The sequence below is a fragment of the Paenibacillus polysaccharolyticus genome, assembly GCF_900102085.1.
Classification (GTDB): domain Bacteria; phylum Bacillota; class Bacilli; order Paenibacillales; family Paenibacillaceae; genus Paenibacillus; species Paenibacillus polysaccharolyticus.
The window spans coordinates 91,632-104,560 of record NZ_FMVM01000016.1 but is presented as its reverse complement, the minus strand read 5'-3'; the positions used below and the strand labels follow the sequence as shown (position 1 = coordinate 104,560).

The window sequence follows — 12,929 nt, the reverse complement described above, 5'->3', positions numbered from 1 at the left end:
GTTTAAGTGACCGCAAGCATGTTGTAAATTTTAAGCGTACGCAGATCCTCTTTGGAGATCTTCAGTTCATTGTATAGCTCGGGTGTTTCCGGCAACGGTGTTCGGGAGAAAAGCATTTTCAGCGCAATGGGCATAAACGGCCTGAATGAAACACCAGCCATAAGTCCCCATTTTTTCTCCGATTCCTGGAAGGATGCCAAAATATTAATATACAGATTCTCCAGTGGCGTAGCCTGATTTTTCAAAATGAGTGTAGTCAACGTATCATAATGCTCGGTATGACCCCAGTACATATTTTCACATTCCTGATAATTGTCAAAATCCTTCACATTCATATACATCACCGTACGGTAACGATTGGCGTCCGATTGAGCCATCATGTCGATCACGCAGCGAATGAGACTGTTGTTCCTGCCGTCGTAGAAGTACGAATAGAAGCGGGTGGAGTTTTTGAAAAAGCTGGATTGGACCGTGTTCATCAGCGGAGATGCATGCCTCGGTTCTTGGTAGAGCAACTGCTCAACCTGAATGTTCAGCGCATCTGCAATCTGGTGTAGTGTGACGAGATCCAGCGTAATATCACCGCTCTCATATTTGGAAAGAGTACCTTTGCTCTTGAAAATCTGGTCTGCCAGTTGTTGTACGGTGAGCCCGCGCCATTTACGGAAGTTTCGTATTTTTTTGCCCACTTCCTGGTTGATGTTGTTCATTGGGGTGCTCCTTATCGAGTTGGATGATCAGAAGTGTTTCCTGAGAATAGACAAATAAGCTGAAAGTCTTTCTTAAACGCCAAAGCCTATCAGAAATATATCACTTTTTCAGTGAAAAGCCTATTCTAAAGAAACATCATAATTGATTTGTTTCTTCTAAGTAGATTCCCTTGCATTTGATGCAACTCCCGCGGCATGGAACAATAGGGTTAGAAGTGATGAACTGAAGAACGGATAGATTCAACATCCATAAATGATGAAATGAACAGACAGAGGAGTTAACCCTATGACCAAGATGAGCAATACGAACAAGATAGACAATTCTTATAATTTTGATGAGATCATTGACCGCACCGGAACCAACGCCATGAATACGGATGGTTTCCGCCAATATATTTTCAACGCAACGAGTGAGATGAAATTTCCGTTTAAGGATGAGGAGTTCATCCGCATGTGGATTGCCGATATGGAGTTTGCCACACCTCCCGAGATTTTGGATGCCGTGAGAGAACGCCTGGATCGCCGCATTATGGGGTATTCGCAAGTTTTTGACCCGATTTACTACGAAGCGGTAGCAAGCTGGATGAAACGATATTATGACTGGTCTTTCCCGAAGGAGCATCTGGAGACATCGAATGGCATTATTCCCGCGCTCTATGAACTGGTGGAGTATATCTGCCAGCCGGACGAAAAGGTATTGATCCTGACACCGTCCTATGGATTTTTCAAATCGGCAGCAGACCATAACCAGCTTGAGCTGGTGTGCTCGGACATGTTAAATGAAGAAGGGCACTATACGATTGACTTTGACGATTTTGAAGCGAAAGCCAGAGACGAGAAAGTTCGGGTATGCATTTTCTGTAATCCGCATAATCCATCTGGACGCATCTGGAGCACGGAGGAACTGAAGCGAGTAGGCGAAATCTGTTTGAATAATGAGCTATGGATCATATCAGATGAGATTCATTGTGATCTGCTTCGTACGGGAAAAACACATACCCCACTCGCCAAACTGTTCCCGGATACAGACCGAATTATAACTTGTATGTCTCCCAGCAAAACGTTCAACATGGCGGGTCTGATGTTTTCCAATGTCATTATTCCCAACAAAGCACTAAGGGAGATCTGGCAGGCACGTCATTACGGCTTCAAAAATCCGCTAAGTATTGCGGCAACTCAAGCAGCTTATGTACATGGCGATGAATGGCTGAGACAGTTAAAGCTTTACCTGGATGATAACTTTGCGTATGTTGATGACTTTTTAAAAACACATCTGCCGCTTGCCGTTTTTCACATTCCTGAGGCAACGTACCTTGCATGGATTGATATTACGCCATATGCACCGAAGAATGTCAGCCTGCCTCTGTTCTTTGCGGAGCAAGCAGGCGTATTACTGGAGGATGGGGGAATGTTTGTGGCAAACGGCGAAGGATGCATTCGACTGAATCTAGCTTGCCCTCGTTCTATCCTGAAGGAAGGCTTGAGTCGAATTAGCCGGGTGCTGGTGGATCAAAAGACAGAACAAAAACAGGTGAAAGAGGTACCTGTACACGTATAGCATTGGACGTTTTACGATGAACACGGATATATACAGATGAATACTGAAGGGGCGGAGCAGAACGTATTCTGTTTCGTCCCTTTTTGAGTGATTCTTTTATTTATCTGAACGGTTTCCTTTCCCTTCATCGCACACTTCTGGTCTGTGGACTACGGTTATGTTAAAATGATGGATAGTCTATGAGTCGTGGGACATGTGACTCTTGCAGGGAAGAGCCCTTCCAAACGGGCTACACGGATATGTATTCATCAGGGGAAAGGAGCCTAAATATTATGTTTGGAAATGATTGGGATGAGGTGTTACAGCAGGAGACGGAAGCGGAGTATTTTGACAAGATTCGTTATGCGCTCGCTGCTGAATATAAAACACAGACTGTCTACCCGCCCAAGGAAGATTTGTTCTCTGCCTTGAAGTTGACCCCGTATCATCGGGTGAAAGCCGTTATTATTGGTCAAGATCCTTATCACGGAGCGGGGCAGGCGCATGGATTAAGTTTCTCGGTCAGACCGGGGGTGCGCGTACCGCCTTCACTGAAAAATATATATAAGGAACTTCAGGCCGATCTGGGTGTGCCTGTTCCAAAGCACGGTTCACTTATTCACTGGGCAGAGCAGGGTGTGTTGTTGCTAAATGCGGTTCTGACGGTTCGGGAGAGTCAGCCGAATTCTCATCAGGCCTTGGGGTGGCAAACGTTCACGGATGCTGTTATTCGTGAGCTGAATGAACGCAATGAGCCTATGGTGTACATGCTATGGGGAAGTCATGCTCAGAAGAAGGGTGCTTTTATTAATAGAGACAAACATCTGGTGCTCGAATCAACACATCCGAGCCCTTTAGCTGCACATCGCGGCTTTCTTGGCAGTAGGCCGTTTTCCAAAGCGAATGAATTTCTCGTCTCCAAGGGTATTAAACCGATCGATTGGACAATACCTGAAAACTAGATATGTTGAACAAATCATTTACACAAGGAACGGAGAGGACAGAAAAAACCTGAAAAAGCGAAGCTAAAAGCTTTCTGAAAGAAAGCTAGCATCGAAAGCATACGCTTCGCCTTTATCACCGGATTTTCCCCTTTGGAAAAGGGAATCAAAAAATCTGGGGATAACCGCTACTCTCCAGGTTCTTCTGTCATTGGAGTGTCTGTGTAAATATCTTTGGTTCAACGGATATAGATAGATTGGAGGCGAGCACATTGCGACATTGGATTGGACGAAAAGTAGCAGTATACCGGGCAACAGGAATTCGCGAGCCTCTGAAGGGAACGCTGGTGGAGTGGGATGAAGAAACGGAATGTGTTCGAATTGGACCGAAACGGATTAAAGTATCGTTTGACAATATTGCAATGATCAAACCACTTCCGGACGAAAGCCTGCCTCTGAAGAAAGCACGTTCTGAAGTGCACAAGATCGGATATGTGATGAAAAAAGCAGTGCAGTTTGAAAATGCGATTTATTTCAAGTCACAGATTATGATTTGGCGGCGTGCCAAAATTGTAGCGTTATCCACTACGATTGTAAGACATGACGAAGATCAGGTCGAGCTTGAAGACGGCCGTTTGCTTCGCAAGGACAAGCATATGTTTGTGGTACGTTCGCGGCGCGGCATACGATAGTCTGGTTGAAATTTAATATGTATTTCATATTGCGATCATACAGCATTAATGTTTCGATCTTATAGTAGGTAGTAACAACCCCTTCTAAATGAATGTGTATGGATTTGGGAACCCGGCCGGCTGCAAACGGCCGGGTATTTTTTTCTCTTTTTTTAGCGGGAGGCGTATGAAAGCAACATGGAGAAGCAAAGAAATAAACGATTTCAAACTTCATATAACGTTTTGCATGAGTTCTGTTAACGTGCTGTAACATAGCAATGACACTTATACTGTATACTAAGGAGATAGATAAGTTGAACTAATCATTTACACAGAAACGGAGAGGACAGAAAAAACCTGAAAAAGCGAAGCGTTCGCCTTTATCACCGGATTTTTCCTTTGAAAAAGGGAATCGAAAAAATCTGGGGATAACAGTGATTGGAAGGTTATTCTGTCATCGGAGTGTCCATGTAAATATTTTAGTCCAACTGAGATAGATCTCAAAAAGGAGTGAAACCACTTGAAACGGATATGTGTTTTTGCAGGGTCTAACCCGGGAAATCATCCTGATTATATTAAGCACGCTTCCCTTTTGGGGGAACAGATTGCGGGCAGCGGATATGCCCTGGTCTATGGCGGGTCTTGTATGGGTTTGATGGGGGCAGTCGCGGATGCGGCTCTCGAGGCAGGCGGAGAAGTGATTGGGGTTATGCCTACGGGTTTATTCCGGGGTGAGGTGGTTCACGGCGGGCTTACTCAACTGATTGAAGTGGGTACGATGCATGAACGGAAGTCAACGATGGCACAGTTATCCGATGGATTTATCGCACTTCCGGGTGGGATGGGCACGTTTGAAGAATTGTTCGAGGTACTGTGCTGGGCACAGATCGGCATTCATCGCAAACCTGTTGGCCTTTTGAATGTCAACGGTTATTATGAACCACTTATGAAAATGGTGGAGCACAGTGTGCACGAAGGCTTCTCCAACACATCACATCTCAGTTTGTGGAGTCTTGAGTCTGATCCGGCTGAACTACTTGCTCAGATGGCTGCCTACATCCCTAAGGAATTGACTCAGAAATGGTCTGAACTCAGCGGTAAGTAACGGCCAAAGAAATGGAGTTGTTAACCTGTTACCTCAAGAGAAAAACTTCCTCATCTGCCCAAGCAAATAACACTTGCGGACATAGTCTATAGTGTACTTTGATGAAGAGGGGAGTGTCACTCATGAGCGATCTCAAAGGAGCAGGTTACGGCTACTGTGGAGGTTTCGGTGGTGGTGTATGGACATCAACAGGCGCAATCCTGGTGTTGTTTATCCTGCTGGTTATCATCTCCCGCACATTCGTACTGTAATTCAGACCATTCTATAACAGGTGCATGCTGACTCATGGCATCATTCGAAGAAAATGGCCTTTCCAAAGAGACGCCGGCGGCTGCCGGCGTTTCAGGGGAACGGTTTTTTTGCTTGCGCCTAAAAAAAGACCTCCATCCCATAGCAATGAGATAGAGCTATCTACTTGGAAACTATACGACGATTTCCGTAGTATCGCTGGGCAGAATAAGTGTTTTCCAAGCAATGTATAGTCCAATAGCAGAAGCAATCAGTGCAAGGATAGCCGCAACAAAGGCCAGTTTATCCAGTTTATTTTGTTTGGGTTCGATGACGCCGGACTGATTACTTGTTCTGTCAGGTAAAGAGAGTCCTCGAACAGAAGCTCGCGGAATCGTTTGTCGTGATCCGGGAGGTCTTGACGTGCTGATTTTCGATCCGGGTTCTGATCTATTCTTCGCTGAATGGTGTGATGAGCACTTTTGGGCAGAGCAAGATTTGGAAGAGATCGAGTGCTTCCTTGTTCGTGATTTCAACGGTTTCAAAGGGCAACCTCCTTACAGCGGAGTGCAGTTGTCTACGACTGATATTATATTATGTTGGTTTTTAGATTGAGTTCGCAAAAATGAGTGAATCCCCAGCCCTTTAAATGTTAGACCCGTGCTGAATGAACAAGCCAGTATAAAATTATACGCTCTCTTAATACGTGTATGACAAATGGTGTATATAGTGAAAGTTCATAGAATCCACTTTTAAATGCAGGAGGGTCTGGATTGAACAAAATCGAAATTATTGCCCACCGTGGTGCATCTGCGGTATGCCCGGAAAACACGATGATTGCGTTTGAGCGAGCGCTAGAGCTGGGGGCAACGGGAATTGAGACGGATGTGCAGATGTCAGCCGATGGCCGGTTGGTGTTAATTCATGATGAAACTTTACAACGGACGGCGGGAAGCGAGGGTTGGGTTAAAGATTTCACTTATGATACATTGCGCACTCTTGATGCAGGCTCCTGGTTTCATGCGGATTTTGCCGGAGAGCCTATACCTTCACTGGAAATGTTGTTTAACCTGGTGCAAGGCAAGAGAATTCTGCTTAATGTAGAGTTGAAAAATGGCATCGTGCCATACAAGGGGATGGAAGAGAAGATCATTCAGGTTATTCGGGAGTGGAACATGGAGCAACAGGTTGTTCTATCCAGCTTTAATCATGCCTCGCTTGTGAAGTGTAAGCGAATCGCGCCGGACATTCGTACAGCGCTTTTATATATGGAGAAGTTGTATCGTCCTTATGATTACGCGGCTAAACTTGAGGCATCGGGCCTTCATCCGTATAAGCTGGCTGTGGCTAAAGAGGAAGTAACTGCTGCTCTTGCGCAAGGTATAGTCACCTATCCGTTTACCGTGAATGATCCCGGCGATATGGAGTTGATGATGGATATGGGAGTACAAGGCATCATCACCGATCTTCCGGATGTACTTGCTTCATTGATGACCGCTCGGACTCGCTCAGCGAATATTGGAATCAAATAAAGATATGTAAGGTTATCGTATGTAAAGTTATCGTATGAGTGCCACACAGGAGCAATGAAGCTCTGTGTGGCCTTTTTTATGCATATTCATGCGAAAATATTCATATCTGCAAGAAAGTTGTCCTTTTTGTCCATTGCCAGACTGGAAGGATTCCCTTACAATGTTCTATGGGAATGAGAATCAATATCAATAGAAGCGGTATTTTTGGAGAGGTGATTGTTATGTACATAAGATTAATAAGCGTCACTCATAACACAGGTGGACAAGTATGAACTTGAACAGTTCTTCCACACAATCAAATGAGGAGTCACCTACAGCGAAAATCCATACACGCCCATGGGCAGCCACTCTCATTCTAACAGGCGGTATTCTGCTACTTGCTCTGGGCATGGCGTTGTCTATTTCATTTGGTGCTGCTGATATTCAACTTGGCGTGGTCTGGCAGGCGGTATTTAACTTTAACCCTGACTTGACGCCCCATCAGATCATATGGGAGATTCGGTTACCGCGTATTTTGGGCGGAGCGATGGTTGGGGCTTGCTTCGCTGTTGCTGGTGCGATTATGCAAGGTATGACCCGGAATCCACTCGCCGATTCGGGACTGCTTGGCCTGAACGCTGGTGCCGGATTTGCACTGGCGATCTGTTTTGCCTTTTTCCCGGGTTTGCCGTACATGTACATTATTATGTATTCCTTCTTAGGAGCAGGACTTGGCGTGCTGCTTGTGTATGGTTTCGGTGCAGCATCCCGATCAGGCCTGACGCCGCTGCGTCTCGTGCTGGCTGGAGCCGCGGTATCGGCTATGTTGTCTGCGCTGAGTGAGGGGATTGCGCTCTACTTCAGAATCGGACAAGACTTGGCGTTCTGGACTGCCGGAGGGGTAGCCGGAACAAAATGGTCTCAGCTTGAAGTGATGTTTCCTTGGGTGCTCGCTGCACTGATCGTTGGCATGATCATCTCGCGTTCAATTACGCTACTCAGTCTTGGGGAGGAGATCGCGGTCGGATTGGGACAGCGTACCGGTGTGATCAAGCTTGTCGGTCTGATTGTCGTACTTATTCTGGCGGGTACTGCAGTATCTGTCGTGGGTGCGGTCGGATTTGTCGGTCTGATCATCCCCCACCTTACCCGGAAGCTGGTTGGGGTCGATTATCGCTGGATCATTCCTTGTTCAGCCGTGATGGGCAGCCTTTTGCTTGTATTTTCGGATCTGGCAGCACGTATGATTAACCCGCCTTACGAAACGCCGATTGGCGCATTGGTAGCCCTCATCGGGGTGCCGTTCTTCCTGTATCTGGCGCGGAAAGAAAGGAGGACGCTGTAAGATGGGTTCCTCAACTATGGTTGGCGCAGAGCGCAAAAAGAAAACAAAAGGGATCGTTGTTCTTATTGTGCTTGGTCTTTTGATTATTACAGCGTTTATTATCAGTATGAATACCGGCTTTACCAAGCTTTCACCGCTGGAGGTTTTACGGACGTTGTTTGGCAGCGGTACACCGAAACAGGAGCTGATCCTGTTTGAATTCAGACTGCCTCGTATTGTGATTGCTGTTCTAATCGGGGCGGGTCTGGCGTTGTCGGGCTGTATCCTGCAAGGGGTATCGCGGAACGCACTCGCCGATCCCGGGATTCTAGGTATTAATGCAGGAGCGGGGCTTATGGTCATGCTGTTTGTTTCTTTTTTTCCAACGACGACAGCAGCTCCGATCTTTCTGCTTCCGATCCTTGCGCTGATTGGCGCAAGCTTTGCAGCATTTCTAATCTATATCCTTTCCTACAAAAAAGGGGAGGGCATCTTGCCAACCCGTATGTTGCTCACGGGAATCGGGATCGCAGCCGGTATCAGTTCAGCTATGATCGTGTTAACGTTGCGACTTAGTCCCGAGAAATATCAATTTGTGGCCACTTGGCTTGCAGGAAGCATTTGGGGCTCGAATTGGAAGTTTGTTTGGGCACTGTTGCCATTTATCCTGGTGCTTGTACCGTTGGTACTGGCGAAGGCACGTGTACTGAACGTATTGAATCTTGGGGATCAGACAGCAAGTGGTCTCGGTGCTCCTGTAGAGCGTGAACGTATGATTTTGCTTGCTGCAGCAGCTGTTTTGGCAGGAGCCTGTGTGTCTGTAAGCGGCGGTATCGGTTTTGTTGGCCTAATTGGGCCTCATCTGGCGCGTCGTCTCGTTGGGCCAAAACATCAGTTTTTGCTACCTGCATCTGCACTGGTTGGGTCATTGCTCGTTTTGGTCGCGGATACGCTGGGACGTGTCATTTTGCAACCTTCGGAGATTCCAGCCGGTATTCTCGTTGCAATTCTGGGTACACCATACTTCCTGTATCTTTTAAGCAGGACGAAATAGAAGGTAATCATCATCATGTTGACGGAGGATTGCCGTAAGGGGGAACTAGGTTTATGCTTCGTCGTTTTTTTGCCTATTATAGGCCGTACAAAAAACTGTTCATTCTGGACTTCACCTGTGCAATTCTGGTTGCGTTGCTGGAGCTGGCTTTTCCGCTAGCTGTGAACCGGGTTGTAGATGATCTGCTGCCAGGTGGACGCTGGGATTGGATTCTATGGGCGTGTCTAGGACTGCTGGGCATTTACTTGCTGAACTCATTCCTGAATTACGTTGTAACCTATTGGGGACATAAGCTGGGGATCAATATCGAGACGGATATGCGTAAAAGTCTGTTCAATCACGTACAGAAGTTATCCTTCCGTTATTTTGATAATACGAAGACCGGACATCTGGTATCCCGCATGACGAATGATTTGATGGATATCGGAGAGATTGCCCACCATGGTCCGGAGGATGTATTTATTGCCGTGATGACATTGGTCGGTGCCTTCAGTATCATGATGAGCATTAATGGGAATCTGGCGATTCTGACGTTTATCATTGTGCCGCTGATTATCTATCTATCTTTGTATTTCGGGAACAAAATGTCCAAAGCCTTCAGCCGAATGTTCGGGGATATTGCCGATTTCAATGCTCGTGTTGAAAACAACATTACGGGTATTCGCGTGGTTCAGGCTTTTGCCAATGAAGAGTATGAAAAAGCACAATTCGCTGTAAACAACGGTCGTTTCCGTCAAACCAAGCTGGTTGCATACAAAATTATGGCGTGGAACTCTTCCATCAGTTATGTGCTGATGAAGCTGGTATCGTTGTTTGTGCTCGTATGCGGAACGTGGTTTGTCATTAACGGCAGCATGACCTATGGTGAGTTTATTGCCTTTATTATGTTGTCCAATGTGTTCCTGACACCCATTCAGAAGATTAATTCGGTTATAGAGACATATCCTAAAGGCATTGCAGGTTTCAAACGGTATACGGACTTGCTTGATATGGAACCGGAGGTCAGGGACCGCCCTAATGCTGTTCCGGTATCCCATCTACGTGGAGACATTCGTTACGAGCAAGTGACTTTCGGTTATTCGGATCAAGAGCCGGTCATTCAGGGTATCAATCTAAGTGTTCGTGCCGGTGAAACGGTAGCTCTGGTCGGTCCATCGGGTGCTGGGAAAACAACACTTTGCAGTCTGCTGCCGCGATTCTATGATGTGCTGGAAGGGCGCATCACGATTGATGGTCAGGACATTCAGCACATGACACTGGATTCCTTACGCAGTCAGATCGGGATCGTGCAGCAAGATGTGTTCCTCTTCGATGGGACGATTCGGGAAAATATTGCGTATGGCAAACTGGATGCATCGGAAGAAGAAATCTGGATGGCGGCTCGTCGGGCCCAGATGGAATCCTTGATTCTGTCCATGCCGGAAGGGCTGGATACACTGATTGGAGAACGCGGCGTGAAGCTGTCCGGTGGACAAAAGCAGCGTTTGTCTATCGCTCGTATGTTCCTGAAGAATCCACCGATTCTGATTCTGGATGAAGCGACGTCTGCGCTCGATACCGAGACGGAAGCCGCGATTCAGCAATCCCTCGCGGAGTTGTCTGAGGGACGAACCACACTGGTCATTGCCCACAGGCTGGCGACGATCAAAAACGCAGACCGCATCGTGGTCGTGGCCGAGCAAGGCATCACGGAACAGGGACGTCATGAGGAACTGCTTGCTTCTGGCGGTATTTACAGTCGCCTGCACTATGCGCAGTTTGGTGCATAGGCAGATTCCGTTGCTTATTGAGTTAAATTTGAGTTAGAAGGAATATGTGTCACATTGAATTATATAAGTGAGCCATCGTCCATGACTTGGAAGGAGTCAGGGCGGTGGTCTTTTTTTATTTTGGAGGGAGGGAAAAGTACGATCATATGGCACCAAAATGGGTAATGATGGGCAAAGCTATGGCTGGAGTGTAGGATAGGTTTAACAGGTACATGATTAGGGACTTTCAGGCATAACATCTGGAGAAAATGGAGCGTTGGGAGGCAATTGACATGTCAGATCTGACTAAAATACTACTTACCTGTTTCGGTTTTCTTTTAATTTTATCGTTGTTATTGCGGGGAATTCGTAAACTGATGGGAAATGACAAAGGATCCGCCCCTCGTATCTTGGCTGGCTGGTTTATGGGACTTTTTATAATCGGCGCCGTGCCTCTTATGTTTGCATTGTATACCTACATCACCGATGAACGTTTGGATGCCAACATCGGGTTAGGGCTTGCTATGCTGTTTGCCTGGGCATACTGTGCGCTGTTGTTGTTTGGTGTGTTAGGCGTGTGGGGAAGGTATTGGTGGCGTGGGAAAAGGAAGTGATGGATCGAAAATTTCAAATAAATGATAAGAGGTTAAATGTGGAGTCTCTTGAAGTAGTATTTGACTTAAGAATGGAATATTTGAATAATATGCTCTTTCATGATTTCAAGCTTACTCCAGATAATATTATATCTTCGAATTTTTATGATAATGAGGAAGAAAGAAATAAGGAGTTTAAAGACATAACAAGCTTTTCTGAATTTTTTACCATCCCGGGGACGGGTACAATTACTGTAGATAAACTTCGTTTGGGTATAACTTTGGAACAGTTCCTTATTCTATTGTGTTTTGATGGAGAATCAGGAACTGTTGAGATTAACTTTTCGTAGATAGAATTAATCGAAGATCGTATTTTTGACAAAGAAAAGGGTCTAGGATTATTGAAATATTTTTATCTATTTATGGAACGTTATGATGTTGAATCTGTAAAATTTGGTTATGAACCTGCAATTGACGATGATACCTGTTTAATTGAACTGAAAAGTGGTGTGACTCCGAATAAGGATATGTTTAATTTTAATTTGCTTTAGTGGAGGTAAAATGTTTGATCAAAATGTGATAGTAGATTGGGCTAAGTCCCATAATGTAGAATCTACAGCACGAAATTATTGCTTGTCGTGCGTAAACAACTACTTGGTAGAGTCTCCAGAAGACGAGAAACTGTATTTTGGAAAGTACTACTCTGAAAAATTAATGCTAGAATTAGAAAAAGTTTATTGCATAATAAATTGGAATGAACCTGAATATTCTCATATTATTGCCTTAGTCCCCATCATTTACGATGGAAAGGAAATTGGCAGATATGAGTTGTTTTATAGGATGTCAGGGGAGATTTACGATGACCTGTTAGTGATTAATGGGCAAGAACAGTTAGTTTATTAAGTCACAAAGGATGTTACTAAAAAAGTAACGGAAGAACTGTAGGTAAGTCGAATAGTTATGCATCAAGTGATTGAATTTATTTTAAATTTGGAGATACATAATTTAAGGTCTGAATAGGAAGAGGAACTACCTTCCAGCCTGAATTGTAAAGATTATATTATCGGTTATAGAAATATGGAATATTATTTATAACAAATAAGAAAGTCAAGGTGTGGTAGTCATGAAAATCAGCAACATCACCTTCCCGACCCCGCTAGATCAACTTAATCCTGCTAATGGAAATTGTGATGTGTTTATTCAATTGGAGGATGGAAGCACCTACACATTTGTATGTACTACTCCTTTCGGTTTATCGGAATTTATGGAGAGAGAGGATGTTTCCTTTATTCCTCCAGCGCAGCCCGATATTATAGTTAAAGAATTAACAGAAAAGATTATTCGAGAGGCGATCGAAAGTTATGCTGAAGAAGATGCATTCTGGCTGAAAATATATGCTGTGGCAGACCACAGTAGGGAAGTATTAGATATGGACAAAATTAATCAAGCCTTGAAAGTAAACAAATGATCTCTGTGGAAAATAATGAGATGAGGTTTTGCACTTTAA

15 protein-coding genes are annotated in these 12,929 nt (G+C 45.1%); 13 read left to right on the top strand and 2 right to left on the bottom strand.

From position 1 onward, the window contains the following. Positions 1–2 precede the first annotated feature (2 nt). Positions 3–710, bottom strand: a complete 708-nt coding sequence (locus BLQ13_RS21395; protein ID WP_090923711.1) for a helix-turn-helix domain-containing protein — start codon at positions 708–710, stop codon at positions 3–5. A 286-nt stretch (positions 711–996) separates the two neighbouring features. Here BLQ13_RS21395 and BLQ13_RS21390 point away from each other — a divergent pair, with 286 nt between their 5' ends. The 5 genes from BLQ13_RS21390 (at position 997) to BLQ13_RS29060 (ending at position 5,215) form a co-directional block, all read left to right on the top strand. Further along, positions 997–2,268, top strand: coding sequence for a MalY/PatB family protein (locus BLQ13_RS21390; RefSeq protein ID WP_276326756.1), 1,272 nt, complete (start codon positions 997–999; stop codon positions 2,266–2,268). A gap of 239 nt (positions 2,269–2,507) precedes the next feature. Then, positions 2,508–3,209 carry a uracil-DNA glycosylase gene (gene ung / locus BLQ13_RS21385; RefSeq protein WP_261764477.1) on the top strand — a complete coding sequence of 234 codons (702 nt, stop codon included), beginning with the start codon at positions 2,508–2,510 and terminating at the stop codon, positions 3,207–3,209. Positions 3,210–3,460: 251 nt separating this feature from the next. After that, positions 3,461–3,880, top strand: coding sequence for a hypothetical protein (locus BLQ13_RS21380; protein WP_090923709.1), 420 nt, complete (start codon positions 3,461–3,463; stop codon positions 3,878–3,880). A gap of 499 nt (positions 3,881–4,379) precedes the next feature. Then, positions 4,380–4,964 (top strand): LOG family protein, encoded by a 585-nt coding sequence (locus BLQ13_RS21375; RefSeq protein ID WP_090923708.1) that lies wholly within the window; start codon positions 4,380–4,382, stop codon positions 4,962–4,964. Between the two features lie 122 nt (positions 4,965–5,086). Further along, the gene (locus BLQ13_RS29060; RefSeq protein ID WP_260510917.1) at positions 5,087–5,215 is read left to right on the top strand and encodes a hypothetical protein; all 129 of its coding nucleotides are present in this window, start codon (positions 5,087–5,089) and stop codon (positions 5,213–5,215) included. 171 nt (positions 5,216–5,386) lie between these two features. Here BLQ13_RS29060 and BLQ13_RS28365 read toward each other — a convergent pair whose 3' ends face one another. After that, positions 5,387–5,737: a hypothetical protein gene (locus BLQ13_RS28365; protein WP_139168935.1), complete on the bottom strand. Its 351-nt coding sequence runs from the start codon at positions 5,735–5,737 to the stop codon at positions 5,387–5,389. Positions 5,738–5,965: 228 nt separating this feature from the next. Between BLQ13_RS28365 and BLQ13_RS21365 the strand changes: the two genes are divergently transcribed. The 8 genes from BLQ13_RS21365 (at position 5,966) to BLQ13_RS21330 (ending at position 12,890) form a co-directional block, all read left to right on the top strand. Next, the gene (locus tag BLQ13_RS21365; protein ID WP_090923706.1) at positions 5,966–6,724 is read left to right on the top strand and encodes a glycerophosphodiester phosphodiesterase; all 759 of its coding nucleotides are present in this window, start codon (positions 5,966–5,968) and stop codon (positions 6,722–6,724) included. 268 nt (positions 6,725–6,992) lie between these two features. Beyond that, a complete protein-coding gene (locus tag BLQ13_RS21360; protein WP_090923705.1) occupies positions 6,993–8,048 on the top strand; it encodes a FecCD family ABC transporter permease in 1,056 nt (351 codons plus the stop codon). Between the two features lies 1 nt (position 8,049). After that, positions 8,050–9,081, top strand: a complete 1,032-nt coding sequence (locus BLQ13_RS21355; RefSeq protein ID WP_090923704.1) for a FecCD family ABC transporter permease — start codon at positions 8,050–8,052, stop codon at positions 9,079–9,081. Between the two features lie 53 nt (positions 9,082–9,134). Beyond that, entirely contained in the window at positions 9,135–10,850 is a 1,716-nt protein-coding gene (locus BLQ13_RS21350; protein WP_090923703.1) for an ABC transporter ATP-binding protein, read from the top strand. Between the two features lie 272 nt (positions 10,851–11,122). After that, positions 11,123–11,443 carry a hypothetical protein gene (locus tag BLQ13_RS21345; RefSeq protein ID WP_244159407.1) on the top strand — a complete coding sequence of 107 codons (321 nt, stop codon included), beginning with the start codon at positions 11,123–11,125 and terminating at the stop codon, positions 11,441–11,443. Next, the gene (locus BLQ13_RS21340; RefSeq protein ID WP_139168934.1) at positions 11,422–11,772 is read left to right on the top strand and encodes a hypothetical protein; all 351 of its coding nucleotides are present in this window, start codon (positions 11,422–11,424) and stop codon (positions 11,770–11,772) included. The genes BLQ13_RS21345 and BLQ13_RS21340 overlap by 22 nt, the downstream gene beginning before the upstream one ends. 211 nt (positions 11,773–11,983) lie before the next feature. Then, a complete protein-coding gene (locus tag BLQ13_RS21335; RefSeq protein WP_090923701.1) occupies positions 11,984–12,325 on the top strand; it encodes a hypothetical protein in 342 nt (113 codons plus the stop codon). A 220-nt stretch (positions 12,326–12,545) separates the two neighbouring features. Further along, a complete protein-coding gene (locus BLQ13_RS21330; RefSeq protein WP_090923700.1) occupies positions 12,546–12,890 on the top strand; it encodes a hypothetical protein in 345 nt (114 codons plus the stop codon). Positions 12,891–12,929: the final 39 nt, after the last annotated feature.

Excerpts from the sequence above, each read along its gene's own strand:
- BLQ13_RS21395 (WP_090923711.1), bottom strand. The coding sequence starts at position 710 with ATGAACAACATCAACCAGGAAGTGGGCAAAAAAATACGAAACTTCCGT.
- BLQ13_RS21390 (WP_276326756.1), top strand. The coding sequence starts at position 997 with ATGACCAAGATGAGCAATACGAACAAGATAGACAATTCTTATAATTTT.
- ung (WP_261764477.1), top strand. The coding sequence starts at position 2,508 with ATGTATTCATCAGGGGAAAGGAGCCTAAATATTATGTTTGGAAATGAT.
- BLQ13_RS29060 (WP_260510917.1), top strand. The coding sequence starts at position 5,087 with ATGAGCGATCTCAAAGGAGCAGGTTACGGCTACTGTGGAGGTTTCGGT.
- BLQ13_RS21360 (WP_090923705.1), top strand. The coding sequence starts at position 6,993 with ATGAACTTGAACAGTTCTTCCACACAATCAAATGAGGAGTCACCTACA.
- BLQ13_RS21355 (WP_090923704.1), top strand. The coding sequence starts at position 8,050 with ATGGGTTCCTCAACTATGGTTGGCGCAGAGCGCAAAAAGAAAACAAAA.
- BLQ13_RS21350 (WP_090923703.1), top strand. The coding sequence starts at position 9,135 with ATGCTTCGTCGTTTTTTTGCCTATTATAGGCCGTACAAAAAACTGTTC.
- BLQ13_RS21345 (WP_244159407.1), top strand. The coding sequence starts at position 11,123 with ATGTCAGATCTGACTAAAATACTACTTACCTGTTTCGGTTTTCTTTTA.
- BLQ13_RS21335 (WP_090923701.1), top strand. The coding sequence starts at position 11,984 with ATGTTTGATCAAAATGTGATAGTAGATTGGGCTAAGTCCCATAATGTA.
- BLQ13_RS21330 (WP_090923700.1), top strand. The coding sequence starts at position 12,546 with ATGAAAATCAGCAACATCACCTTCCCGACCCCGCTAGATCAACTTAAT.